Origin of the sequence: Streptomyces sp. NBC_01454, from assembly GCF_036227565.1 — a bacterium.
In the GTDB taxonomy this organism is placed as follows: domain Bacteria; phylum Actinomycetota; class Actinomycetes; order Streptomycetales; family Streptomycetaceae; genus Streptomyces.
In genome coordinates, this window is sequence record NZ_CP109460.1 from 1,889,744 (window position 1) to 1,916,207 (window position 26,464).

The window sequence follows — 26,464 nt, forward strand, 5'->3', positions numbered from 1 at the left end:
GGCGGGGCTCCGGGCGGCGGGGATTCACCCGATGGGGTGCGGCCGCGCGTATGCCGATGGGCCGGGCGGAACATCCGTACGGATGACCGGCCGGCCCATCGGCGGCGTCTGCGGACTCAGTCGCGGGCGACCTCGGCCGGCTCGGCCGCGCCCTGGGCGCCGGCCGCCTCCGGGGCGTCCGAACGGAGCGGGGTCTGCGTCTGGCCGTCGATCTTGGAGACCAGGCCGGTCACCTGGCGCGCGATGTCCGGCGCGGTGAGCCCGATCTCCGCCATGACCTCCTTGCGGGAGGCGTGGTCGAGGAACCGCTCGGGGATGCCGAAGTCACGCAGCGGCAGGTCCACCCCGGCGTCCCGCAGCGACTGGGCGACGGCCGAACCGACGCCGCCGGAGCGGATGTTGTCCTCGACGGTGACCACGACCCGGTGGGTGGCGGCGAGCCCGGGCAGCGCCGGGTCGACCGGCTTGACCCAGCGGGGGTCGACGACGGTGGTGGAGATGCCCTGCTTGTCGAGCAGATCGGCGATCTCCAGGCACATCGGGGCGAGGGCACCGACGGACACCAGCAGGACATCGGGCCGCTTGACGCCCTCGGCGGGCTCGCGCAGCACGTCCATCCCGCCGATGCGTCCGACGGCCTCGACGGCCGGGCCGACCGCGCCCTTGGAGTAGCGCACCACGGTGGGCGCGTCATCGACCTTGACGGCCTCGCGCAGCTGGGCGCGGACCTGGTCGGCGTCGCGCGGCGCGGCGATCCGCAGGCCCGGGACGACCTGGAGGATCGACATGTCCCACATGCCGTTGTGCGAGGCGCCGTCGGTGCCGGTGACACCGGCCCGGTCCAGGACGAAGGTCACCCCGCACCTGTGCAGCGCCACGTCCATCAGCACCTGGTCGAAGGCACGGTTGAGGAAGGTGGCGTAGACGGCGAAGACGGGGTGCAGGCCGCCGGTGGCCATACCGGCCGCGGAGACCGCCGCGTGCTGCTCGGCGATGCCGACGTCGTAGACCCGGTCGGGGAAAGCCTTGGCGAACTTGTCCAGTCCGACCGGCTGGAGCATGGCCGCCGTGATGGCCACGATGTCCTTGCGCTCCTTGCCGAGCTCGACCATCTCGTCACCGAAGACGGAGGTCCAGTCCTTGCCGCCCGAGGAGAGCGGCAGGCCGGTGTCGGGGTGGATCTTGCCGACGGCGTGGAAGCGGTCTGCCTCGTCCTGGAGGGCGGGCTGGTAGCCGCGGCCCTTTTCGGTGAGGCAGTGGACGATGACCGGACCGCCGAAGCGCTTGGCGCGCGTCAGGGCGGACTCCAGCGCCTCGATGTCGTGGCCGTCGATCGGGCCGACGTACTTCAGGCCCAGGTCCTCGAACATGCCCTGCGGGGCGATGAAGTCCTTCAGGCCCTTCTTGGCGCCGTGCAGGGTCTCGTACAGCGGCTTGCCCAGGACGGGGGTGCGCTCCAGCAGGTCCTTGCCGCGGGCCAGGAAGCGCTCGTAGCCGTCGGTGGTGCGCAGCGTGGCCAGGTGGTTGGCGAGGCCGCCGATGGTCGGGGCGTAGGAGCGCTCGTTGTCGTTGACGACGATGACGAGCGGGCGGTCCTTGGCGGCGGCGATGTTGTTCAGCGCCTCCCAGGCCATGCCGCCGGTCAGCGCGCCGTCGCCGATGACCGCGGCGACCCGGTCAGCCGAACCGCGGACCTCGTTGGCCTTCGCGAGGCCCTCGGCCCAGCCCAGCACGGTGGAGGCGTGGCTGTTCTCGATCACGTCGTGCGCGGACTCGGCACGGGAGGGGTAGCCGGACAGGCCGCCCTTCGCCTTGAGCTTGGTGAAGTCCTGACGGCCGGTGAGAAGCTTGTGGACGTAGGACTGGTGCCCGGTGTCGAAGAGCACCTTGTCCTTGGGCGAGTCGAAGACACGGTGCAGGGCGATGGTCAGCTCGACCACACCGAGGTTCGGGCCGAGATGTCCGCCGGTCTTGGACACCTCGTCGACAAGGAAGGTACGGATCTCCCCCGCCAGCTGCACAAGCTGCTCCGGGCCCAGTCGGTCCAGATCGCGCGGTCCCCTGATACGGGAAAGCAACGCCCTCCCGTCGCCCGCCACCACCCCGGCCGGACTCGCTTTGCGCGGCACCTCCTGCACCCCTGCCTCCTTGCTGCTTGCTGCCGTGGATCGAGCTTGCCGATCAGATGAGTCTAATGTTGCGTCCGCCGCGGCGGCGCCCGGGCCTTGCGATGTATGTCACTCGGGTGACAGGGGCTCCGGCTCAACCTTTTTCCCCCGGGAGCGCACACGGACCGGCCCCCACCGGATCATGCCCGGTGGGGGCCGCTGCCGTCGAACGGCGGCCTGGGATCAGGTCCGGCCGGCGGTCTTCTGCGTCCGGCGGGAGACCGAGTCGATCACGACGGCGGCGAGCAGCACCGCGCCGGTGATCATGTACTGGATCTCGCTCGCCATGCCGAGCAGGTTCAGGCCCTGCTGGATCGACTGGATGACCAGCATGCCCAGCAGCGCGGACCAGATCTTGCCCCGGCCGCCGAAGAGGCTGGTGCCGCCGATGACGGCCGCCGCGATGACGTTCATCAGGGTGTTGCCGGAGCCCAGGTTCTTGGTGGCGCCGCCGGAGAGGCTGGCGATGAACAGTCCGCCGAAGGCCGCGAGCATGCCGGAGATGGCGAACACGCTGATCCGGATCTTGTTCACGTTGATGCCGGCCCGGCGGGCCGCCTCGGCGTTGCCGCCGACCGCGAAGATCTGCCGGCCGTAGGTGGTGCGGCGCACCACGAAGTCGGCGACGAGCAGGACCGCGAGGAACAGCACCAGGGCCAGCGGCAGGCCGCGGGCGCCCGGCGGCTCGTTCAGGACGTAGGCCACCACGAAGGCGATCACCGCGACCACGCCGGTGCGCAGCAGGATCTCGCTGAGCGGGCGCGAGGGCAGCGCGGCGGCCTTGCGGCGCCGGCTGTCCAGCAGCAGCGAGCCGGCGTAGGCGAGGACCGCGAGCACCGCCAGGCCGTAGCCGGCGCCCTTGTCCTCGAAGTAGTAGCCGGTGAGGGCCTCCACCACACTGCCGCTGGGCGTGTTGATGGAGCCCTCGTTGCCCATCATCCAGATCTGCAGGCCGCTCCAGCCGAGGAAACCGGCCAACGTGACCACGAAGGCCGGCACGCCGATCTTGGCGAAAAAGAACCCGTGCAGGGCGCCGATGGCCAGCCCCGCGACGATGGCGATCAGGACCGCGAGCCAGTCGTTGACCCCCTTGGTGACGCTGAGGACGGCCCACACGGCCGCGCCGACGCCCGCCACCGAGCCGACCGACAGGTCGATCTCGCCGAGCAGCAGCACGAAGACGATGCCGACGGCCATGATCCCGAGGCCGGAGGTGTAGACACCGATGTTCGCGAGGCTGTCCGCGGACAGGAAGCTGCTGTTCTTGAGCTGGAAGACGATCGCGATGACGACCAGGCCGATGACGACCGGCAGCGAGCCCAGCTCACCCCCGCGCACCCGGCGCTTGAAGTCGCCGATATAGCCGCCGAAGCCCTGCTCGCGGACGAGCAGACGGGGGTCGACGGCGGCCGGCGGGGTGGCGTCCACGGCGGCCGGCGCGTCCTTAGTGGGCTCGTCCGCCGGCTGCTTGGTGAGGTCACTCATGCCCCGGCCTCCTTCTTCACCTGGTCCGTACGCGCCTGGCGGCGGGTGACGGCGTTGTCCGAGGCGCCGGTGATGGCGGCGATGATCTCTTCGTGGGAGGTGCCCTCGACGTCGAAGACACCGTTGTTGCGGCCCAGCCGCAGCACCGCGACCCGGTCCGCGACGGCCTGCACATCGGCCATGTTGTGGCTGATGAGGATGACGCCCAGACCGCGTTCCCGCAGCCGCTCGACGAGGTCGAGGACCTGCGCGGTCTGCTCGACGCCGAGGGCGGCAGTGGGCTCGTCGAGGATGACGACCTTCGGGTCGCCGATCAGCGCCCGGGCGATCGCCACGACCTGGCGCTGACCGCCGGAGAGCGCGGCGACCGGGATGCGGACGCTGGGGATCCGGATGGACAGGGTGTCCAGCAGCTCCTTGGCGCGCTTCTCCATCGCGATCTCGTCGAGGACACCGACGGTGCGGATCTCGTTGCCGAGGAAGAGGTTGGCGACGACATCGAGGTTGTCGCAGAGCGCGAGGTCCTGGTAGACGGTGGCGACACCGAGCTCCTGGGCGTCGTGCGGCTTGCTGATGCGTACCGCGCCGCCCTCCCATTCGATGGCGCCGTCGTCGACCGGGTGGACGCCCGAGATGGTCTTGACCAGGGTGGACTTGCCGGCGCCGTTGTCGCCGACGAGGGCGACCACCTCACCGGGGTGAATCTCCAGGGTGACGTCCGTGAGTGCCTGGACGGCGCCGAACCGCTTGGAGATTCCGCGCAACGCCAGCACAGGCGTAGCGGACACGTGAATCATCTCCTTCGCCGCCGTCACAACGGCGGGGATGTGGTGCGTGAAGCAGGGGGCTTGCGGGGGACGGTCCGGGTCCGCGCCGGTACAGCGGCGGCGCGGGGCGGAGGGGTGTCGGACCGGTTCGGGGGGCGGGGTGGGACCCGGCGGGAGTGGGCCGGGACGGGGGCCGCGGGCGGTGCCGCGCGGCCCCGTCCGACCGGGGGTGCCGGTCCGGGGTGCCAGGCTGCCGAGGGCCGGGCCGTGGGGCGCCGGGGTCTGCGGGCCGGGCGGGAGAGGCGGGGCCTGCGGGCCGGAGCCCGCGGGCGGCCCCGGGCCTTACTTGATGCCGGCCGCCGCGCAGGCCTTCTTGACGTCGCCGGTGCAGATCTGGCTCGCCTTGTAGACCTTGTCCTTGATGATCGTGGACTCGATGTTGTCCTTGGTCACGATCTGCGCGTCGTAGAGCTTGGCGGGGATGCCCTTGACCTCACCGCTGAGGCTGTCGACCTTGCGGTCCGTCAGGGAGTCGATCTTCTCGCCCTTGAGCAGCTTGACCGCGATCTCGGCGGTGGAGTCCGCCTGCGGCTTGATCTGCTTGTAGATCGTGAACGCCTGGTCGCCCTTGAGGACCCGCTGCAGACCCGCGAGCTCGGCGTCCTGGCCGCCGACCGGGACCTTGACGCCCTTCTGCTTGAGCGCGGTGATGATGCCGCCGGCCATGCCGTCGTTGCCGGAGTAGACGCCCTGGATCCCGTCCTTGCCGAGCGAGTCGAGGGCCGCGCTCATCTTCTTGTTCGCCTCGTCCGAGGACCAGTCCGGGATGTCCTGCTCGTACGCGATCTTCTTGACCTGCTTGTCGAGGACGCTGTGGGCGCCCTTCTTGAAGAACGGCATGTTCGGGTCGGTCGGCGAACCGTTGATCATGACGACATTGCTGTCCTTGGCCTTGTCGCCGAGCGCCTTGACCAGCGCCTGGCCCTGCAGGCGGCCGATCTTCTCGTTGTCGTAGGACACGTAGGCGGAGAGCTTGCCCTCGGCCAGCCGGTCGTAGGCGACGACCTTCACGCCCTTCTTGGCGGCCTGGTTCACCCAGGACTTGGTCGCCTTGAAGTCGACCGAGTCCAGAATGATCACCTTGACGCCCTGGGTGATCAGCGCGTCGAACTGCTTCTTCTGGGTCTCGGTGTCCTGGGCCGCGTTGTTGTACCGCACCGTGCAGTCGCTGCACAGCTGCTTGATCTTCGCCTCCATCAGCGGACGGTCGAAGGTCTCGTAACGCGTGGTCTTGTTCTCCGGCAGGAGCAGACCGATGGTCTTGTTCTCGCCACCACTGGCGGCCTTGCCGTCGCCGGCCTTGCCACATGCGGCCACGGAGAGCGCCATCGAAACGGCGGCAGTGCCTATGACGACGCGACGCGTCCATACGTTCATTGGGGTTGCCTCCCTGACGTGGCCGCGTCGTTGCGGCCGAGGTGGCTGGAAGTCAACTCGGACACCAGCCGACCGTCAAGGAGTAAATCCTTAACGAGATGACAACGGTGCCATGCGTTAGCTGTGTGAACTCAGCGCTTTCACGCTAGGGCCGGGGCGTCCGCCGGCTGTCCGCCGTCCAGCAGGGAGGAATCGCCCATCTCGCTCAGCACCAGCGCCAGCGCGCCCAGCACCTCGGCACGGCCGCCGAGGGTGCCGGGGACGATCCCCAACTGCCGTGCCGCACTGGGGATGGCGTAGCGCGACACCGACTCCCGGATCGGCGCGAGGACCAGTTCACCGGCCTCGGCGAGATCACCGCCGAGCACCACCCGGCTGGGATTGAGCAGATTGCACAGATTCGCCACACCACTGCCGATATGACGGCCTACGTCCGCAATGACCCGCCGGCAGCCGGGGTCACCCTCACGGGCCAGCTGCACCACCCGCGCCATGGTCAGGTCCGGGCCGTGACTCGGCTGCAGCAGCGGGAGGACGTACCGGGCCGCGGTGAAGGTCTCCAGGCAGCCACGGTTGCCGCAGCGGCACACCGGACCGGACTCGTCCAGCGTGATGTGCCCGATCTCGCCCGCCGTACCGCCCGGTCCGCGGTAGATCTGGCCGCTGATCACCAGTCCGGCGCCGACCCCGCTGGCGACCTTGATGTACGCCAGGTCGGAGGCCCCGCGGCCGCCGCCCCACACCAGCTCGCCCAGCGCGCCCAGGTTGGCGTCGTTGTCGACGTAGACGGGCACCCCCAGGCGCCCGGACAGCTCGCGGCTCGGGTTCGTCCCCGACCAGCCGGGCAGGATCGCCGTCGAGCCCAGGGTCCCGGATTCCACGTCGATGGGCCCGGGTACGCCGAGCCCGACGCCGATGACCTTGCCGGCGCCGATCCCGGTGGCCTCGATCAGCCGGTTGACCAGCTGTTCCGCCCGGTCGAAGCCCTCCGCGGCGGAGGCGTCCACATCGATCGGCTCGGCCTGCTCGGCGAGCACCTGATGGGCGAGGTTGCCGACCGCCACCCGCAGATGGGAGTGCCCGAAATCGACCCCCACGACGATGCCCGCGTCGCCGGAGAGCGAGACGCTGCGCGCCCGCCGCCCGCCCGCCGAGGTCGGTGTCACCTCAACGGTCCCACCGTCCTTCAACTCACGAACGATGTTGGAAACGGTGGCCGCGGACAGCCCCGTGCTCCGGGCGATCTCCGCCTGGGTGAGCGAGCCCGCCATCCGCACCGCGCGGACGACCCGCTCCAGATTGGCCCGGTGCAGCGAGGACTGCGACCCCGGAGTCTCCATTGACTCATACTCCCGTCTCGGGCCGGGCTCCCCCAGCGGTGGCCGGGGAGGCACGACGACCTCCGGCCGACCGCACCCACGTCGTCGGGGGACGGCCGTCGATTCAACATGTGAACCCTAAGCAGAACTCCAGCCGGGAAGTCTCGTCAAGGCGTTGAGCCCGGCATGATCGAGGGCCGGCCCGGTGGGAAGCCCGCGGGGCGGCTCCGTCGCCGCGGAGCCGCCCCGGGATGCGCACGTCGGAGCGCGCACAGGCAGATGCCAAGATGGCGTAAAACAATCGCCGGTACGAACAGACGGCCGGGCCCTACTTGATCGCCCCCGCCGTCAGCCCCGCCTGCACCTGGCGCTGGAAGATGAAGTACACCAGCAGCACCGGCAGCATCGCGATCATCATGCCGGCCATCAGCCCGCCCCAGTCCCCCTCATAGCCCTGCTGCAGCGCGATGTTGGCCAGACCCTGCGTCAACACGTATTTGTCCTCGTCCTGGTTGAGGACCATCGGCAGCAGATACTGATTCCACTGCCCCAGGAAGTTGAAGATCCCGATGCTGATCAGGCCGGGCTTGGCCATCGGCAGCATCACCTGGAAGAACGTCCTGGCGTGCGAGGCACCGTCGATCATCGCCGCCTCCGCCACCGAGCTCGGCAGGGTGCGGAAGAAGGACGTCATGAAGAAGACGGTGAACGGCAGCGAGTAGGCGATGTACACCGCGATCAGGCCCTGGTAGGTGGCCAGCAGCGGAATCCCGGGGAAGTCGCGCATCACGAAGAACAGCGGGATGACCAGCATGAACACCGGGAAGGACATCCCGGCCACGAAGAGGTAATAGATGACGCGGTTGCCCGGGAAGGTGAACCGCGCAAGGACGTAGCCCGCCATGGAGCCGAGCACCATCGTCCCGGTGACCGAACCGCCCACCACGATCAGGGTGTTGAGGAACATCTTGCCGATGTTCGCCTTCTCCCAGGCGTTGCTCCAGTTCTCGAAGTGCAGCCGGTCCGGCAGCGACCAGGGCGTGCTCAGAATGTCCCCGCTGCTCTTGAACGAGCTCCACAGCACCCACAGCAGCGGCATGCCCACCATCAGCGCCCACACGATGAGCATGCCGTGCGAGAAGACGTTGAGCACGCCGCGCTCGGCGCCTCCGCGTGATGTCCCGGCGCCCTTTCTGCCTTCGGACCGCCGCCCGGCCACCGCCGGCAGCTTCTCCACCGCATTGGTTTCCGTCGTCATGCGCCCTGCCCCTAGAACTCGATCCGCTCACGGCGCGCGAAGCGCATCGTGAGGACGGCGAACAACAGCGTGACGACGAGCATGGCGACACCCATCGCCGCCGCATAGCCGAACTGGCTGTCACGGAAAGCGGTTTGGTAGAGCCGCAGCGGCACGACATCGGTGGCGCCGTCCGGCCCGCCCATGTTCACCGACATGATCTGCACCAGGGCGAAGGCGTCCATCGCGATGATGCCCATATAGACCCAGCCGGTCTGCACGGTGTCCCACAGCAGCGGCAGGGTGATCCGGAAGAACGTGTGGAGCCGGTTGGCCCCGTCCAGCAGCGAGGCCTCGTAGATCTCCCGCGGAATGGAGGCCATGGCGGCGGAGAAGAGCACGACGTAGAAGCCGACATTCGCCCAGACCATCACCACCATGATGCAGGCGAGAGCGATGCTGCGTTCACCCAGCCAGGAACTCTGCAGCGAATCCAGACCCACCGCGCCGAGCAGCGAGTTGAGCATGCCGTCGTGCGGATCCGGGTTGTAGATGTTGAACCAGATCACCGAGATGATGGTGATCGAGATGACCTGTGGGAAGAAGTAGACGAATTTGTAGAACGAGGCCCCGCGGACACCGGTGATGAGGGCGCCGCGGCGGGCCCGGCCACCGACATTGAGCATGAAGGCGAAGAACAGCCCCAGGGCGAGGGTGGCGAGGGGGACCAGCACCAGCATGATGACGTTGTGCTGGAGCGCGTTCCAGAACTCGTCGCTGTGCAGCAGCTTGTCGTAGTTGCCCAGACCGATGTTCTTGGCGGCGCCCCGCAGGCCGCTCCATTCCGTGGTCGAGATCTGGAATGCCTGGACGAACGGCGAGATCACAAAGATCGCGTAGACCAGCAGAGGCAGGGCCAGGAACCCCACGATGAATCGGTACTTGCCGTGTTGCATTGCGCTCCCCGGCCCCTCCCTCGTCAAGTGGCGTGTGTGGTCAGGCCTCGCGGTGGAACTTGGTGACGGAGTCGTCCTTGGCGAATTCGTCCGCGTACTGCTGAGCCTTCTTGATCCACTCCGCCGCCTTCATGTCACCGGTCAGCAGCTGGCTGGTGAGCCCGCCCAGCTTCTCGTCGGTCAGCTTCGGATACCACTCCTGCAGCTGGATCATCAGCAGGTTCCGGCCCCCCGCCGTGACGGCCTCGGCGGCCGAGGAGAGCCCCGGCGAGAGCCGCATGCCTTCGGTCGCGCCCTTGACCGCGGTGAGCGACCGGACCTTTGTCGCGAAATTCTGCGCATGCTTCTTTGAGAGCAGAATGCGCAGCAGCTCCATGCCGCCGACCGGGTTCTTGCCGTCCTTCGCCACGATGAACGGCTCGCTGGGCTCGGCGCGCAGGGTGCCGTGCGGCATCTTGTCGCCGCTGCCGCCGTTGAACAGCGGGCCGACGGCCATGTCGAAGTCCTTCGGCGTGGTCGGCGCGGCCTCGTTCTCCACCCAGGAACCGTTGGGGATGAAGACGGCCTTGCCCCGGGTCCAGGCGGTCTGCGACTGGATGTGCGTCAGGCCCTGGCTGCCCTGAAGGAAGTAGCCCTTGGCGGCCAGCTCCGCATAGTGCTCGACGACCTGCTTGACCGCGTCGTTCGACGTCCAGGCCCTGGGCTCCAGGTTGTCGATGGCGATCCATTTGTCGAGACCGCCGATCTTGGCGATCTGCGCGAACATATTGAAGTGGACGTAGTACGGGTACTTGCCCGGGTACGTCCAGGGCGCCACACCCGTCTTCTTGATATCGCCGCAGAGCTTGATCATGTCGTCGAACGAGGTCGGGTACGCCCAGCCCTTGTCCTTCAACAGCTTGTGGGAATACCACGTGCCATAGACCGTGAACGCGTAGTAGAAGACATCGAACGCATCCTTGTGCTTGCCCTTTTCCAGGGTGCTGGGATAAAGCGTGTCCCGGACCTTCTTCTTCGGATCGTCCAGCGAGGGTGCGTCGAGCAGCTCCGTCAGATCCTGCAACTGGCCCTGTGCGGACAGCTTGTTCATGTCCAGATGGTCGGCACCGGAATTGTCGATGATGTCCGGGGGGTTTCCGCCGGCGAAGCGCGGCTGCAGCTTCGGTCCGACCTGCTGCGTGCCGGTGTGCTTGACGGTGACGCCATAGGTCTTGTCATAGTCGGCCTCGGCGTCCTTGGCGTACTGGTCGCCCAGTCCGCCCTTGAAGATGAACGCCTCCAGGGCCGCGCCCTTCTTCACGCCCAGCGGATTCTTCGCCGAGGTCGCGCCCTTGTTCTTGGCCCCTTTGCCGTCGTTGCCGTCGTTGCCGTCGTTGCCGCCACCGCCTCCGGTGGCACACGCCGACAGCGTTCCCATCGCCGGTACGGCGATGATTCCCAGGGCAGCGGCTCGTTTGACCAGATCGCGACGGTTGAATGAAGAGGTGGATCCCATGCTCAAGTCCTCGCCTTCTTCAGGACTCAGGCGGTGTACCGGAGCCACCCCGGCACCGCGGGTCAGATGAAGCTGAGTTGTACGGGATGTGCACCGGGCTCGCCAGGGAAGTGCGGGGAGATCATCCGTTCCCCGCTTTCCCCCCGGATCCACGGCCGTGTCGCACGGCCGGTCGGACGCCGACAGGTATAGTCCACTTCCGGTCGCAGGGGCAAGATCGAACGCAGGGTCGGACGGCAGTCTTTCCCTAGTTGAGACCTCCCTGGCATGCGGAAGATTTTCCGGTCGTCGCCACCGGGCGCCCCGGTGACACGACCGGCCCACCGATCTCGGCGTCACCCTTGACACCACGGCCCCCACGCACGTTACTTATCTCTGCCTTAACTTGGCGCCACCCAACTGACAACGATGTCACCCTGGTTGAGAGGGCTCGCGTGCGGCTCAGACACCGGCACCGTCCACTGCGGGCGGTCGCCCGCCCCGCCGCCCTCCTGGCGGCCGCCCTGCTCGTCATCACCGGGCCTCTGCCCGCCGGCACGGCCCAGGCCGCACCACCTCAACGCCCGCACGGGGCAACGGAGTTCCACTCCTCCTTCGAACCCGGCGACCCCCAGCCGGACTGGACGGACGCCGTCGAGACCGGCCCCGACGGAAAGCCCAAGGCCTCCGGCGTCACCCCGGAGACCACCCCCGCGGCGCCCGGAATGAGCACCGGCACCGACACCGGACCCGCCGACTCCCCCACCGCCAAGGCGCACGCCGGCTTCAGCGGCCGCCACGCGCTGCGCTATGCCGGCACCCACACCGCCGCCGGCCGCGGCTACGCGTACAACAAGGTCTTCGATGTCAGCGTCCCCGTCACCGGGGCCACTTCGCTCTCCTACGAGATCTTCCCGGAGATGGCGCGGAGCGATCCGGACTACCCGGCCACCCATGCCGCCCTCGATCTGGCCTTCACCGACGGCACCTATCTCAGCGAGCTGTCCGCCGTCGACCAGCACGGCGCACCGCTGACGCCGCAGGGGCAGGGCGCCTCCAAGACGCTCTACGCCAACCAGTGGAACCACCGGGTCGCACGGATCGGCGCGGTCGCCGCCGGCAAGACCGTCGCCCGGGTCCTGGTCGCCTACGACGCGCCCAGGGCCCCGCGGACCGCCGCGGCCTTCCGCGGCTGGGTCGATGACATCACCCTGGCCCCCGCGCCCCCGGACAAGCTGCTCGCCCATCTCTCCGACTACGCCCTCACCACCCGCGGCACGCTCTCCAGCGGCAGCTTCTCGCGCGGCAACACCTTCCCCGCCACGGCCGTCCCCAACGGCTTCAACTTCTGGACCCCGGTGACCAACGCGGGCTCCGCCGACTGGCTCTACGAATACGCGCGGAAGAACAACGCCGACAACCTGCCCACCCTGCAGGCCTTCAGCGCCAGCCATGAGCCGAGCCCGTGGATGGGCGACCGGCAGACCTTCCAGGTCATGCCGTCCGTCGCGGCCGGCACCCCGGACGCCTCGCGCACCGGCCGGGCGCTGCCCTTCCACCACAGCAACGAGATCGCGAAGCCGCACTACTACGGCGTGACCTTCGACAACGGCCTCAAGACGGAGATCACCCCGACCGATCACGCCGCGGTGATGCGCTTCACCTTCCCCGGCGACCGGGCGAGCCTGATCTTCGACAACGTCAACGACAAGGGCGGCCTGAGCCTGGACACCGAGCGCGGCACCGTCACCGGCTTCTCGGACGTCCGCAGCGGGCTGTCGGTCGGCGCCACCCGGCTCTTCGTCTACGGCGTCTTCGACGCCCCGGTGAGCGGCGGCGGCCGGCTCGGGGGCGGAGGCGGCAAGGACGTCACCGGCTATCTCCGCTTCCGGCCGGGCGCGGACCGCACCGTGACCATGCGGATCGCGACCTCCCTGATCAGCGTGGACCAGGCGAAGGCGAATCTGGACCGGGAGATCCCCGCCGGGTCCACCTTCGCCGGCGTCCGGGACCGGGCGCAGGCGCAGTGGGACGACCTGCTGGGCCGGATCGAGGTCCAGGGCGCCGGCCGCGACCAGCTCACCACCCTCTACTCCAACCTCTACCGCCTCTACCTCTACCCCAACTCCGGTTTCGAGCAGGTGGGTTCGCGGCGCCGTTACGCCAGCCCGTTCTCCCCGCAGACCGGCCCGGACACCCCCGAGCACACCGGCTCGAAGATCGTTGACGGTGAGATCTACGTCAACAACGGCTTCTGGGACACCTACCGGACGACCTGGCCCGCCTATTCCCTGCTCACCCCGGAGCGGGCCGGGAAAATGGTCGACGGTTTCGTGCAGCAGTACAAGGACGGCGGCTGGATCTCCCGCTGGTCCTCGCCGGGTTACGCGGACCTGATGACCGGTACGAGTTCCGATGTGGCCTTCGCCGACGCGTATGCCAAGGGAGTCACGTTCGACGCCGAGGCCGCCTATGCCGCGGCCGTCAAGAACGCCACCGTCGCCCCGCCGAACCCCGGCGTCGGCCGCAAGGGCATGGCCACCGCCCCGTTCCTCGGCTACACCGGCACCGACACCCGCGAGGGAATGTCCTGGGCACTGGAGGGCTATCTCAACGACTTCGGTATCGCCCGCATGGGCAAGGCCCTCTACGAGAAGACCAAAAAGCCCCGCTACAAGGAGGAATCGGCGTATTTCCTGGGCCGCGCCCAGAATTACGTCAAGCTCTTCGACACCAGGGTCGGCTTCTTCCAGGGCAAGGACGCCCGGGGCGACTGGCGGCTGCCCCCGGACCGGTTCGACCCCCGCGTCTGGGGCTACGACTACACCGAGACCAACGCCTGGACCTTTGCCTTCACCGCTCCGCAGGACACCCGGGGGCTGGCCAACCTTTATGGCGGCCGGGACGGCTTGGCCCGCAAGCTGGACGCCTACTTCTCCACCCCGGAGACCGCGTCCCGGGAATTCGCCGGCTCCTACGGCGGTGTCATCCACGAAATGACCGAGGCCCGCGACACACGGATGGGCATGTACGGGCACAGCAACCAGCCCTCGCACCACATCGCCTATGTCTATGACGCGGCCGGCCGCCCCTGGAAGACCCAGGAGAAGGTCCGCGAGGCGATGTCCCGGCTCTATCTCGGCAGTGAGTCCGGTCAGGGATATCCGGGGGACGAGGACAACGGCGAGATGTCCGCGTGGTACGTCTTCAGCGCGCTGGGCTTCTATCCGCTGGTGATGGGCCAGGGTGAATACGCGGTGGGCTCCCCGCTGTTCACCAAGGCCACGGTCCATCTGGAGAACGGCCACGATCTCACCATCAACGCCCCGCACAACTCCGCGCGCAACATCTACGTCCAGAAGCTCACCCTCAACGGCACGCCGTGGAATTCCACCGCCCTGCCGCACCGGCTGCTCGCCCGCGGCGGCACCCTGGACTTCACCATGGGCCCCGAGCCGTCCGCCTGGGGCAGCGGCCCGCACGCGGCACCCACCTCGATCACCAAGGACGACAAGGTCCCCGACCCGCCCCGGGACCTGACCGACCCCGGCGGCGGCCCGCTCTACGACAACACCTCCGACACCTCCGCCGAACTGACCGGTGCCCCGGTGGACCTCGCCCGGCCCGCCGAGGTCACGTCGTACACCCTCACGTCGGCACAGCGCGCCGGCGCACCGTCCGGCTGGACGCTGGAGGGTTCCGCGGACGGGGAGCGGTGGACGCGGCTGGATCACCGCGAGGGGGAGTCCTTCACCTGGGACCGGCAGACCCGCGTCTTCGGCATCGCCCGGCCGGGCAGCTACCGGCACTACCGGGTGGTGCCCGACCACGGGGGCACCCTCGCCGAGGTGGAGTTGCTCGGGTCGCCGTGATCCCGGGCGCCGCCGGTACGCGACGGGCCGCACCCCCTCGCCCGAGGGAGTGCGGCCCGTCGCGTACCGCCGGCCGTCAGCCGGCGGCCCGGCTCACTTACGGATGAGCGAGCGCAGCACGTACTGCATGATGCCGCCGTTGCGGTAGTAGTCCGCCTCGCCGGGGGTGTCGATGCGGACGACCGCGTCGAACTCGACGCCGCTGTCCGTGGTCACCTTGACGGTGCGCGGCGTGGTGCCGTCGTTCAGCCCGGTCACACCGGAGACCGCGAAGGTCTCCTCGCCGGTCAGGCCGAGAGACTCAGCGGTCTGCCCCTCCGGGAACTGCAGCGGCAGGACGCCCATGCCGATGAGGTTCGAGCGGTGGATGCGCTCGTAGGACTCGGCGACGACGGCCTTGACGCCGAGCAGCGCGGTGCCCTTGGCGGCCCAGTCGCGGGACGAGCCGGAGCCGTACTCCTTGCCGGCCAGGATGACCAGCGGGATGCCGGCCGCCTGGTAGTTCTGCGACGCGTCGTAGATGAACGAGACCGGGCCGTCCCCCTGCGTGAAGTCGCGGGTGAAGCCGCCCTCGGTGCCCGGCGCGATCTGGTTGCGCAGACGGATGTTGGCGAAGGTGCCGCGGATCATGACCTCGTGGTTACCACGGCGCGAGCCGTAGGAGTTGAAGTCGCGACGCTCGACGCCGTGCTCGGTCAGGTACTGGCCGGCCGGGGTGTCAGCCTTGATCGCACCGGCCGGGGAGATGTGGTCGGTGGTGACCGAGTCGCCCAGCTTGGCCAGCACCCGGGCGCCGGAGATGTCGGAGACCGGGGTGGTCTCCATCGTCATGCCCTCGAAGTACGGGGGCTTGCGGACGTAGGTCGACTCGGCGTCCCACTCGAAGGTGTTGCCGGTCGGGATCGAGAGCGCCTGCCACTGGGCGTCGCCCGCGAAGACGTCCTGGTAGGACTTGTTGAACATGTCCTCGCCGATGGCGTTGGCCACGACGTCGTTGACCTCGGCCTCGGTCGGCCAGATGTCGGCCAGGTGGACCGGCTTGCCGTCCTGGTCGGTGCCGAGCGCGTCCTTGGTGATGTCCACCTTCATGGAGCCCGCCAGCGCGTACGCGACGACCAGCGGCGGGGAGGCCAGGTAGTTCATCTTGACGTCGGGGTTGATCCGGCCCTCGAAGTTACGGTTGCCGGAGAGCACCGAGGTGACGGCCAGGTCGTGGTCGTTGACGGCCTTGGAGACCTCATCCGGCAGCGGGCCGGAGTTGCCGATGCAGGTGGTGCAGCCGTAGCCGACGAGGTTGAAGCCGACCTTGTCGAGGTACGGCGTCAGGCCCGCCTTGTCGAAGTAGTCGGTGACGACCTTCGAGCCCGGGGCGAGGGTGGTCTTGACCCACGGCTTGCGGGTCAGGCCCTTCTCCACGGCCTTCTTCGCGACCAGCGCGGCGGCGACCATGACGTACGGGTTCGAGGTGTTGGTGCAGGAGGTGATGGCCGCGACCGTCACCGCACCGTGGTCGATCTCGTAGGTCGAGCCGTCGGGGGCGGTCACGGTGACCGGGTTCGTCGGGATGCCGTTGGTGGAGGCCGGCGCGTCGGACGCGGGGAAGGACTCCTTGCCCGCCTCCTCGTCGTCGGAGACATAGTTGCGCACATCGACGGCGAACTGCTGCGCGGCGTTCGCGAGGACGATGCGGTCCTGCGGGCGCTTGGGGCCGGCGATCGACGGGACGACCGTCGACAGGTCCAGCTCCAGCTTCTCGGAGAAGTCGGGCTCGGCGGCCGGGTCGAGCCAGAGGCCCTGCGCCTTGGCGTACGCCTCGACGAGCGCGACCTGCTGGGCGTCGCGGCCGGTCAGACGGAGGTAGTTCAGGGTCTCCTCGTCGATCGGGAAGATCGCGGCGGTGGAGCCGAACTCCGGCGACATGTTGCCGATGGTGGCGCGGTTGGCCAGCGAGGTGGCGGCGACGCCCTCGCCGTAGAACTCGACGAACTTGCCGACGACACCGTGCTTGCGCAGCATCTCGGTGATGGTCAGCACGAGGTCGGTGGCGGTGGTGCCCGGCTTGAGCTCACCGGTCAGCTTGAAGCCGACCACGCGCGGGATGAGCATCGAGACCGGCTGGCCGAGCATCGCGGCCTCGGCCTCGATGCCGCCGACGCCCCAGCCCAGCACACCGAGGCCGTTGACCATGGTGGTGTGCGAGTCGGTACCGACGAGGGTGTCGGGGTAGGCCTGGCCGCCCCGCACCATGACGGTGCGCGCCAGGTGCTCGATGTTCACCTGGTGGACGATGCCGGTGCCCGGCGGGACGACCTTGAACTCGTCGAAGGCGGTCTGGCCCCAGCGCAGGAACTGGTAGCGCTCCTTGTTGCGGCCGTACTCCAGCTCGACGTTCTGGCCGAAGGCGTCCGCCGTGCCGAACTTGTCGGCGATGACGGAGTGGTCGATGACCAGCTCGGCCGGGGCCAGCGGGTTGATCTTCGCCGGGTCGCCGCCGAGCTCCTTGACGGCCTCACGCATGGTCGCGAGGTCCACGACACACGGCACACCGGTGAAGTCCTGCATGATCACGCGGGCCGGCGTGAACTGGATCTCCTGGCTGGGCTGGGCCTGCGAGTCCCAGCCACCGAGCGCCCGGATGTGATCGGCGGTGATGTTCGCGCCGTCCTCGGTGCGGAGCAGGTTCTCCAGCAGCACCTTCAGGCTGTACGGCAGACGGGCGGACCCCTCGACCTTGTCCAGCCTGAAGATCTCGTACGACTCGTCGCCCACCTGCAGCGTGCTGCGGGCGTCGAAGCTGTTCGCCGACACGACAGTCTCCTTCATGCATGAATTCGCGCGTACCACCGCAATGCTGCCGTCACAGTCCCTTGCCCCATCCACTAAGGTAAGCCTAAGTTGGACTTGCTCCTACTGGCGCGGCAGCGGTACGCCTCTCGGTAGATATCTCGATGTCGAGATAACTCTAATACATTGCCGCTACGGGGTCATGCCCTGACCTCTGCTGTCTGGTCACACTGCGATGCGAGTCGTCTCATCGAACCGCTTGCCGAAGCGCCTCACACCCCGCGCGCCGCGGCCCCTTTCAGGGCCGCTGCGCCACCAACAGGTCGACCACGTAGCGCTCTTCGAGCATCCCGTCGGGGAAGACCTCCTGGAGACGACGGCGTTCCTCGGCAAGAAAGGCGCGATTGCCCTCCTCGCCGAGAACGAGGAACGCCGAGCGGCTGCCGATGTTCGCCAGATGCACATCGAGGGGAACGGCACGGTGCCACCGCACCTGGCGACGGACGACGTGGAGTCCCGTGAGGCCGGCGAAGCGGATGGCTGCACGGTCATCGGTCAGGAGCCCCGAACGCGGCTTCACCCCGCAGTGCCGGGCGATGCGCTCGTGCTGCGCGACGATCCAGGGCACGTCGAACGCGTGCGTGTTCCACCACACCGCGAGCGCGCCACCCCGGCGCAGCACGCGCAGAGCCTCCGGGACGGAGCGGCTGGTGTCGGTCCACTGCCAGGCCTGTGCGTAGGTGATCAGATCGTGGGAGGCATCGGCCAAGGGCAGGGCGTTGCCGTCGCCCCGGACGACCGGCACATCGGGCAGCGCGCGGCGGAGCTGAGCCACCATGCCGTCGCCGGGCTCGACGGCGATCACGTCGGCGCCACGCTCACGCAAGAGGGCGGTGGCGATCCCGGTGCCCGCTCCGACATCGGCGACACGACTCCCGGCAAGAGCACACCCCGTGCATTCCTCGATCACGTCAAGGAGGGAGGAAGGATACGAAGGACGGGCAGCCGCGTACTGGGCGGCGGCTTTGCTGAACGACTGGGCTCGCGCGATCGCAGACATCTGCCCATCCTCGCGACGCGCCACCTCCCGCCGACGTCAACCGGCCACGCAAGGTCCGTTTCAGTACGCTCACTCTGCATTGCGTCGAGAGAGCCGTACCTTCCGGCACCCCCTCCCGGCCGCCACCACATCCCCTCCTGACGCACGGCAGCACCGAAGCCCGAAATCCCAACAGTACTTATATAAGTGCTGTTACATTTTTGGGATGACGCCAACGGATCCCGCCCCCGACCCCACACACCACAGCCGCTGGCGGCCGCTGCGGATGCTGCAGGCCTCGATGGACGCGGAGATCGCCCGGGTCTACGCGGAGAAGGAGATCGACGGGCTCAAGCCGAGCTACGTCATGGAGCTGCTCCGGCTGCATGCCGAGGGGCCGATGACCATCACCGAGCTGGCCGCGTCGGTCGAGCGGACGCATTCGGCGCTCAGTCAAAAGGTGGCCGCGATGCGCGCGGCCGGCTGGGTCAGGACCGTCCCGGGCGACGACGGGCGCAGCAAGAAGGTGACGCTCACGGACGAGGCCCGCCGCGTGGCCGCCCGGCTGGCGGCGGAATGGCGGGCCACCGAGGCCGCGCTCGCCGAGCTCGAGGCGGAGATCCCCTATCCCCTCAGCCGGGTCGTCACCGACATCGAGCAGGCCCTCGCCCGCAAGAGCTTCCACGACCGGATCACCGAGAAGCTGGCCGCGGACCCCGCATGGGAGTGAGGCGGGCCCTCCTCGATGTGCGCCCGCTGCGCTCGTCGGCACCGTACCGGCGGCTCTGGGGCGGGCGGACACTCTCCGGGCTCGGCAGCCAGATGACGCTCGTCGCCGTGATGTACCAGGTCTGGCAGATGACGCACAGCACCGCCTGGACCGGCGCGGTGGGCCTCGCCAGGGCCGTGCCGCTCCTCGTCCTGGGGCTCTTCGCCGGATCCGTCGTCGACCGCGTGGACCGGCGGACCTGCTATCTGGCCGCCACCTGTGGCCAGACCGTCTGTTCCCTGCTGCTGGCCGTCCAGGGCTTCCTCGGCGGCCTGCCGACCCCGGGCGTGCTGCTGCTGGTCGCCGTGCAGTCCGGCTTCGGGGCCGGCAGCGGTCCGGCGGTCCGTACCTTCATCCCCCGCCTGCTTCCCGAGGACCAGCGCGCGGCCGGGCTGGCGCTGAACCGGATCGCCTTCCAGGGCGCCATGCTGACCGGCCCGGCGTTGGGCGGGCTGCTCCTGAACGGGCTGGGCCCCGGGGGCTGCTACCTGGTCGACGCGCTCACCTTCGCCGCGGCGCTGCACGGTGCGCGCGGCCTGCCGCGGATGCACCCCGGGGACGAGCCCGCCAGGCCGGGTCTGCGCGGGGTGCGGGACGGCCTGGCCTTCCTGGTGCGCACGCCCGTCATTCGCGGGGCGCTCCTGACCGACCTGGCCACCACCGTGCTGTCGATGCCGATCAGCCTGTTTCCCCTGATCAACGCGGAACGGTTCGGCGGCGGCCCCGGCACTCTCGGGCTGTTCCTGACCGCCCTCGCGGCCGGCGGCATCGTCGCGTCCGTCCTCTCCGGGACCTTCACCCGGAGCGCACGCCCCGGCCTGGTGATGCTCGGCGGGTCGGCGGCGTGGGGCATGGCGCTCACCCTGTTCGGCCTCTCGTCCCACCCGTGGGTCGGGCTGGGATTTCTGGTCCTGGCCGGCGCGGCCGACACGGTGTCCGTGGTGTGCCGCAACACCCTCGTCCAGCGGCACACCCCGGACGAACTGCTGGGCCGGGTCGGCGCCGCGGAGCAGATCGTCGGGCAGGCCGGACCGGACCTCGGCAATATGCGCCAAGGCCTGCTGGCCGACGCCACGTCAGGGGTGACCGCGCTGGTCAGCGGCGGCCTGCTGTGCGTCGGCGCGGTCGCCCTGGTGGGCGCCGCGACACCGGGGCTGCGCGGGTGCTCCACGGCGTCGCCCCGCCCCCGGGACGCTGCGGTGGCCGCCCCGGAGAAGGCTCAGAAGAATTCCGGGAAAGGTGTCGATCCGGCCGACGCCCCTTCGACGCGAGGGTGAGAGGCGGGAGCCGGCGCCGCCCTCCGGAGCACTGGACCGTGACCGCCGAGGTCCGCGAGATCGCCGAGCGCTGAGCGGGCACCCCGACCTGCCGCCCGGCGTGCGTCCCGCTCCTCGGCTTCCCCCGGTCCGCGCGCTGACGGGTGGGGAACCGGGCCCCTCGCCTCCGTCGTGTCACATTCGTCCCACCGGATACGTCATGTCGGTGACGAACCTGGCGGGGACGGATCCGACGGGGAGCGGAACGGGGAAAGGTGAGACGGGGGAAGGGTGAGACGGATGGATGATCATGAGTGGCTGGCGGAGCGCTTCGAGGAGAACCGGAGCCATCTGCGGGCGGTGGCCTACCGGATGCTGGGGTCGCTGACCGAGGCGGAGGACGCCGTCCAGGAGGCCTGGCTGCGGCTCGACCGGTCCGGTGCGGACGGTGTGGAGAATCTGGGCGGCTGGCTGACGACGGTCGTGGGGCGGGTGTGCCTGGACCAGCTGCGCAGGCGCACGGCCCGGCGCGAGGACCCGCTCGAGGTGCATGTCCCCGAGCCGGTCGTGCGGCGGCTGGATGCCGACGGCCCGGAGGACGCGGCGGTGCTGGCCGACTCCGTGGGGCTGGCGCTGCTCGTCGTCCTGGAGACCCTCTCCCCCGTCGAACGGCTGGCCTTCGTGCTGCACGACATGTTCGCGATGCCCTTCGACGAGATCGCGCCGATCGTCGACCGCACGCCCGCCGCCGCCCGGCAGCTCGCCAGCCGGGCCCGGCGGCGCGTTCAGGGCACCGCCCCGGCCCCCGATCCCGATCTCGCCCGGCAGCGGGAGGTGGTCGACGCCTTCCTCGCCGCCTCGCGCGGTGGCGACTTCGATGCGCTGCTCGCCGTCCTCGACCCGGATGTGGTGCTGCGCGCCGACGGCGGTGCCGCGCGCGGCGGGATGTCGAAGCTGGTGCGCGGGGCGCGGGCGGTCGTCGAACAGGCCCTGCTGTTCTCCGGGTTCGCGCCGTTCGCCCGGCCGGCGCTGGTCAACGGCGCCCCCGGGCTGGTCACGGCGCCGGGCGGGGAGCCGCTCTCGGTCATGGGCTTCACCATTGCCCACGGGAAGGTCGTCGAGATCAACATCCTCGCCGACCCGGCACGGCTGCGGCGGCTGGATCTTACGTTCCTCGACGGCTGAGGGAGGGAGCGAGGACGGGCCACCGGGAGCGTGCGGGCCCTCGGTGTCCAGATCCCGTACGTGGCAAGGCAGTTGACCCTACGCTGACGCCGTGACCGCCGCCCCGGACCCCGCGCCCCCGCACCCGTCCCCGTCTCTCACCACCCCACCCGCCGGCCCTCCCCTCTGGCGCGACCGGCGGTTCGTGCTGCTCGCCTCCGCCCGTACGATCTCGGTCCTGGGAAACGGCTTCGCGCGGGTGGCGCTGTCGTTCGCCGTTCTGGCGCTACCGGGGGCGGGGCCCGGGCAGCTGTCGCTGGTGCTCGCCTGCCAGGCGGTCCCGCAGCTGGCGTTCGTGCTCGTCGGCGGGGTGCTGGCGGACCGGGTGTCGCGCTCCCGGCTGATGATCGTCGCCGACCTCGTGGGCGCGGCCGCCTATGCCGGACTCGCGGCGATGGTCCTCACGGGGCATGCGCCGCTGTGGGCGCTGTGCACGCTGGCCGCGCTGGCGGGGACGGCCACCGCGCTGTTCTCCCCCGCGATGGACGGCGTCATTCCGCTACTCGTGCCCGCCGGACGGCTGCAACGGGCCAACGGGCTGCTGCGGGTGGGGATGAACAGCTCGATGCTGCTCGGGCTGGCACTGTCCGGGGTGGCCGTGGCACTCGTCGGCGCCGGGTGGGCGCTGGCCCTCAACGCGGCCTCCTTCGTGGTGAGCGCGCTGCTGATCCGCGGTCTCCGGCTGTCCGCGCGGCCCCGCCCCAGGGTCTCCGGCTGGTCCGAACTGCGAAACGGCTGGCGGGAGTTCGCCGGACGGCAGTGGCTGTGGGTCGTCGTGGTGCAGTACGCGTTCGTCGTGGCCGCGCTCAACGCCAATGCCGGGGTGCTGGGGCCGCTGGCGGCCGACGGCGGGCTGGGCGGTGCGCGGCCCTGGTCCCTGATCGTCGCCGCGCAGGCACTGGGCACCATTACGGGCGCCGGGCTGGCCGCCCGCCTCCGGGTGCGCCGCCCGGTCCTGGTCGCCGTATTGGCCACCTTCCCGTCGGCGCTCCCGATCGCCCTGCTCGCCGTGCGGGCGCCGGTGCCGCTGATCGCGCTCGCCATGTTCGGCTCGGGCATGGCGGCCGACGTCTTCGGGGTGCTGTGGGCGACCACCATCCAGCGGGAGATCCCCGAGGCGGCACTGTCCCGCGTCAGTTCCTACGACTGGTTCGGCTCACTGGCCTTCGCTCCGCTCGGCCTGCTGGTCGCGGGGCCGGTCGCGACGCACCTCGGCGTGGGCCGTGCGCTCGCCGGCTGCGCCGCGCTGATCGTCCTCGCCACGGCCGCCGCCCTGCTCTCCCCGCAGGTACGTGGCCTGCGCGCGCCCGGGCCGTCCCACAGCGGCGAGGCATCGGGCGGCCCGTGAAGGCGGGGAGCGGCGGATCCGGAACGGTGCGCCCTTCGCCTCGTCCGACCCATCCGCCCGTCCTCCCGTCCGCACCCCATCCCTCACCGCCCCGCCAGCCCCGTCCGTACCACCGTGACGATCTCCTCGTCGGAGAGCCCCAGATGGCGGGCCTCGGCGATCAGCCGCTCTGCGGTCTCCCCCAGGCGGGCACGGGCGGGGGAGGCGGAGCCGGTGACCACCGCGCCGCGGCCGCGGCGGAGTTCGATCAGGCCCTCCTCCTTGAGGCGCTGATAACCCCGCAGCACCGTATGGACGTTCACGCCGAGCGACGCGGCGAGTTCGCGGGCGGCCGGCAGCCGCTCACCGGCGTCCACCGTGCCGTCGGCGACGGCGCCGCGGACACAGGCCGCGATCTGGTCGCCGAGCGGGACGGACGAGCTGGGGTCGACCCGGAAGAGCACCTCAGCCTCCTTGCCGCGAACGGGCGCGATCGGTGTACGTATTGAGCAGTGCGGCGGCGGTCGCGGCGTCGTCGACCGTCACCACGAATTCCTTGCCGTTGGTCAGCCGTACCACCATGCCCTCCCCCGAGCGCAGCACGAAGCCGCTGCGGCCGGCGCGGATGCGGTAGCCCCAGCCGCCGAACTCGGTGAAGCAGGCGATCCGCCGGCTGCCGACCTCCGCGATGCGATCGAGGGCTATCCGCCGGAAGCGGCAACGCGAGGACAGCAGCGTCGGCGAGATGGTCAGCCCACGCCGGTCCACGCTCACCCGGACGGAGGCCATCGGCAGGGCCACGGCGGCGCCGAACAACAGGCCCGCGCCGCCGACCCAGTCGGCAAAGACGCCGAGCAGCAGCCCGGCGCCGAGCAACAGGCCGCCCAGCACGATCAACGGGCGCGAGCTGATGGTGCGTGACCAGCCGGCCGTCGCGGCCGCGGGAAGGTCGAGCCGGGACACCGCGCCGCGCGGCCGATGGGGCCCGGCGGGTGCCGCTCCGGCGAGCAGCCGCCCCAGCGCCCCGGCGAGCAGCGCCACCAGGAGGCTGGGGGCCAGGACCCACGGCGACACCCGAACGGCCGACACCTCGGCCACGTCGGCGTTGCTCAGCAGCGTCACGCAGATGGCGTAACCGCATCCGGCGGCGAGGCCATAGCCGCCGGCGATCACCCATGGCACCTCGGGAGCGTCCGGCCGCAGCTGGACGAAGAAGCCGACCACGGCGCCGAGGAGGAGAAGAAGGGCGAGGGACTCGGCCACGAAGCCCTGCACGGAGGTGAAGCCGTCGGCCTGGCCGGCGGCCCGGAAATGGGTGGCGAGCGGATCGGGCAGCCGCCCCGACACCGTCGCCCAGACTCCGGCGAACGCGATGAACACGACGAGGAACGGACCGGCGGCGACCACGGCCCGCCACCGGCCACTCAATGGCGGAACGGAACGCAACACACTCTTCATGACTCCCCCCAGGACTCTGGAACTCTCCTCATGACTTCCCTTTACTTGTTCGCATAGTAGGAGAACAACCCAGGCAATGGCAATGGCGCGCCCATCTCATATCTGAGATACGGTCACCTCATGGCAGACGACTACCTCGTACGCATCGGCAGGCTCATCCGTGACGCGCGGCAGCACCGCGGCTGGACGCAGTCGCAGCTTGCGGAGGCTCTCGGCACCAGCCAGAGTGCGGTCAACCGTATCGAGCGCGGGAATCAGAACATCAGCCTTGAGATGATCGCTCGAATCGGCGAGGCACTCGACAGCGAAATCGTCTCGCTCGGCTACGCCGGGCCGATGCATCTGCGAGTGGTCGGCGGCCGCCGGCTGTCCGGCGGCATCGACGTGAAGACGAGCAAGAACGCCTGTGTGGCGCTGCTGTGCGCCACGCTGCTGAACGCCGGCCGCACAACTCTGCGCCGAGTGGCCCGCATTGAGGAGGTCTACCGCATCCTCGAAGTGCTGGGCAGCATCGGCGTACGGACCCGGTGGATCAACGACGGCAACGACCTGGAGATCGTGCCGCCCGCCCAACTCGACCTCGACTCGATGGACACCGAGGCGGCCCGCCGCACCCGCAGCGTCATCATGTTCCTCGGCCCGCTGCTGCACCGCGTGGACCACTTCAAACTGCCCTACGCGGGCGGCTGCGACCTCGGCACCCGGACCGTGACCCCGCACATGACGGCGCTGCGCCACTTCGGCCTGGAGATCACCGCGACCGACGGCACCTACCTCGCCGAAGTCGACCGCACCGTCGCCCCCAAGCGCGCGATCGTGCTGACCGAACGCGGCGACACCGTCACCGAGAACGCGCTGCTGGCCGCCGCCCGCCACGACGGCGTCACGGTCATCCGCAACGCCTCCTCCAACTACATGGTCCAGGACCTGTGTTTCTTCCTGGAGGAGCTGGGCGTCCGGGTCGACGGCATCGGCACCACCACGCTCACCGTCCACGGCGCCGCACACATCGAACGCGATGTGGACTTCGCGCCGTCCGAGGACCCGGTCGAGGCGATGAGCCTGCTGGCCGCGGCGGTGGTGACCGAGTCGGAACTCACCATCCGCCGCGTCCCCGTCGAGTTCCTGGAGATCGAGCTGGCGGTCCTGGAGGAGATGGGCCTGGACCACGAGCGCAGCCCGGAGTACGCCGCCGACAACGGCCGCACCCGCCTGATCGATCTGACGGTCCGCCCCTCCAAGCTCCAGGCCCCCCTGGACAAGATCCACCCGATGCCCTTCCCGGGCCTGAACATCGACAACGTCCCCTTCTTCGCGGCCATCGCGGCCAGCGCCCAGGGCCAGACCCTCATCCACGACTGGGTCTACGACAACCGCGCCATCTACCTCACCGACCTCAACCGCCTCGGCGCCCAGGTCAAGCTCCTCGACCCGCACCGGGTACTTCTCGACGGCCCCACCCGCTGGCGCTCCTCCGAAATGATGTGCCCCCCGGCCCTGCGCCCCGCCGTCGTCGTCCTCCTGGCCATGATGGCCGCCGAGGGCACCTCCGTCCTGCGCAACGTCTACGTCATCAACCGCGGCTACGAGGACCTGGCGGAACGCCTCAACTCGATCGGGGCACAGATCGAGATCTTCCGGGACATCTGAACCAGGGACGCCGCCGCACCCTTTCCGACCTGCATGAATACGGGCCAGGAGGAGGTGCGGCGGCATGTCTGGGACTTCTCTGGGACTTTGTGCCAGGACCGAGCTTCTGCCAGTCGGCTTGCGGCTACGCGAAGACCGCGTCGATGGCGGCGCCGCCGCGCGCACCGGCGCGGGACAGGAAATGCGCGTACTTCCGGAGCGTGAAGCCGGGTCAGAGTGGCCGAGCCACCTGGCCAGGGAGA

The 26,464-nt window shown here is 69.7% G+C and carries 18 protein-coding genes; 6 read left to right on the forward strand and 12 right to left on the reverse strand.

The genetic code is table 11. The annotated features are described in order from the left end of the window. Window positions 1-116 precede the first annotated feature (116 nt). From dxs to ngcE, 8 genes are all read right to left on the reverse strand, one after another. Window positions 117-2,138: a 1-deoxy-D-xylulose-5-phosphate synthase gene (dxs, locus tag OIU81_RS08160; protein ID WP_329145375.1), complete on the reverse strand. Its 2,022-nt coding sequence runs from the start codon at window positions 2,136-2,138 to the stop codon at window positions 117-119. A gap of 213 nt (window positions 2,139-2,351) precedes the next feature. Next, complete coding sequence (locus tag OIU81_RS08165; RefSeq protein WP_329145377.1) at window positions 2,352-3,653, reverse strand: sugar ABC transporter permease; 1,302 nt, start codon at window positions 3,651-3,653, stop codon at window positions 2,352-2,354. Further along, complete coding sequence (locus OIU81_RS08170; RefSeq protein WP_329145379.1) at window positions 3,650-4,450, reverse strand: ATP-binding cassette domain-containing protein; 801 nt, start codon at window positions 4,448-4,450, stop codon at window positions 3,650-3,652. Before OIU81_RS08170 ends, OIU81_RS08165 begins: the two co-directional genes overlap by 4 nt. Window positions 4,451-4,762: 312 nt before the next feature. Next, window positions 4,763-5,857, reverse strand: a complete 1,095-nt coding sequence (locus OIU81_RS08175; protein WP_329145381.1) for a sugar ABC transporter substrate-binding protein — start codon at window positions 5,855-5,857, stop codon at window positions 4,763-4,765. Window positions 5,858-5,997: 140 nt separating this feature from the next. Further along, on the reverse strand, window positions 5,998-7,197 hold the full coding sequence (locus OIU81_RS08180) for an ROK family transcriptional regulator (protein ID WP_329145383.1): 1,200 nt from the start codon (window positions 7,195-7,197) through the stop codon (window positions 5,998-6,000). A gap of 307 nt (window positions 7,198-7,504) precedes the next feature. Continuing rightward, window positions 7,505-8,434, reverse strand: coding sequence for a carbohydrate ABC transporter permease (locus tag OIU81_RS08185; RefSeq protein ID WP_329145385.1), 930 nt, complete (start codon window positions 8,432-8,434; stop codon window positions 7,505-7,507). Window positions 8,435-8,445: 11 nt separating this feature from the next. Next, complete coding sequence (locus OIU81_RS08190; RefSeq protein WP_329145387.1) at window positions 8,446-9,369, reverse strand: carbohydrate ABC transporter permease; 924 nt, start codon at window positions 9,367-9,369, stop codon at window positions 8,446-8,448. A gap of 40 nt (window positions 9,370-9,409) precedes the next feature. Beyond that, window positions 9,410-10,864: an N-acetylglucosamine/diacetylchitobiose ABC transporter substrate-binding protein gene (gene ngcE / locus OIU81_RS08195; protein ID WP_329145390.1), complete on the reverse strand. Its 1,455-nt coding sequence runs from the start codon at window positions 10,862-10,864 to the stop codon at window positions 9,410-9,412. A 434-nt stretch (window positions 10,865-11,298) separates the two neighbouring features. Here ngcE and OIU81_RS08200 point away from each other — a divergent pair, with 434 nt between their 5' ends. Beyond that, the gene (locus tag OIU81_RS08200; protein ID WP_329145391.1) at window positions 11,299-14,715 is read left to right on the forward strand and encodes a GH92 family glycosyl hydrolase; all 3,417 of its coding nucleotides are present in this window, start codon (window positions 11,299-11,301) and stop codon (window positions 14,713-14,715) included. Between the two features lie 93 nt (window positions 14,716-14,808). On the opposite strand, the gene acnA is transcribed toward OIU81_RS08200, so the two are convergent. Then, window positions 14,809-17,523 (reverse strand): aconitate hydratase AcnA, encoded by a 2,715-nt coding sequence (gene acnA / locus OIU81_RS08205; RefSeq protein ID WP_329145393.1) that lies wholly within the window; start codon window positions 17,521-17,523, stop codon window positions 14,809-14,811. 274 nt (window positions 17,524-17,797) lie between these two features. Then, a complete protein-coding gene (locus OIU81_RS08210) occupies window positions 17,798-18,559 on the reverse strand; it encodes a class I SAM-dependent methyltransferase (RefSeq protein WP_329145395.1) in 762 nt (253 codons plus the stop codon). 205 nt (window positions 18,560-18,764) lie between these two features. On the opposite strand from OIU81_RS08210, the gene OIU81_RS08215 reads away from it, so the two are divergent. From OIU81_RS08215 to OIU81_RS08230, 4 genes are all read left to right on the forward strand, one after another. Next, the gene (locus OIU81_RS08215; protein ID WP_329145397.1) at window positions 18,765-19,268 is read left to right on the forward strand and encodes a MarR family winged helix-turn-helix transcriptional regulator; all 504 of its coding nucleotides are present in this window, start codon (window positions 18,765-18,767) and stop codon (window positions 19,266-19,268) included. Beyond that, complete coding sequence (locus tag OIU81_RS08220) at window positions 19,259-20,584, forward strand: MFS transporter (RefSeq protein ID WP_329145399.1); 1,326 nt, start codon at window positions 19,259-19,261, stop codon at window positions 20,582-20,584. The genes OIU81_RS08215 and OIU81_RS08220 overlap by 10 nt, the downstream gene beginning before the upstream one ends. A gap of 279 nt (window positions 20,585-20,863) precedes the next feature. Continuing rightward, window positions 20,864-21,748 (forward strand): RNA polymerase sigma factor SigJ, encoded by an 885-nt coding sequence (gene sigJ, locus OIU81_RS08225; RefSeq protein ID WP_329145401.1) that lies wholly within the window; start codon window positions 20,864-20,866, stop codon window positions 21,746-21,748. A 91-nt stretch (window positions 21,749-21,839) separates the two neighbouring features. Continuing rightward, window positions 21,840-23,135: an MFS transporter gene (locus OIU81_RS08230; RefSeq protein WP_329145403.1), complete on the forward strand. Its 1,296-nt coding sequence runs from the start codon at window positions 21,840-21,842 to the stop codon at window positions 23,133-23,135. An 83-nt stretch (window positions 23,136-23,218) separates the two neighbouring features. On the opposite strand, the gene OIU81_RS08235 is transcribed toward OIU81_RS08230, so the two are convergent. After that, window positions 23,219-23,578 (reverse strand): GntR family transcriptional regulator, encoded by a 360-nt coding sequence (locus OIU81_RS08235; RefSeq protein WP_329145404.1) that lies wholly within the window; start codon window positions 23,576-23,578, stop codon window positions 23,219-23,221. Window position 23,579: 1 nt separating this feature from the next. After that, window positions 23,580-24,572, reverse strand: coding sequence for a DUF1648 domain-containing protein (locus OIU81_RS08240; protein WP_329145406.1), 993 nt, complete (start codon window positions 24,570-24,572; stop codon window positions 23,580-23,582). Window positions 24,573-24,692: 120 nt separating this feature from the next. On the opposite strand from OIU81_RS08240, the gene OIU81_RS08245 reads away from it, so the two are divergent. Continuing rightward, window positions 24,693-26,222 (forward strand): helix-turn-helix domain-containing protein, encoded by a 1,530-nt coding sequence (locus OIU81_RS08245; protein ID WP_329145408.1) that lies wholly within the window; start codon window positions 24,693-24,695, stop codon window positions 26,220-26,222. The last annotated feature ends 242 nt before the right edge of the window (window positions 26,223-26,464 follow it).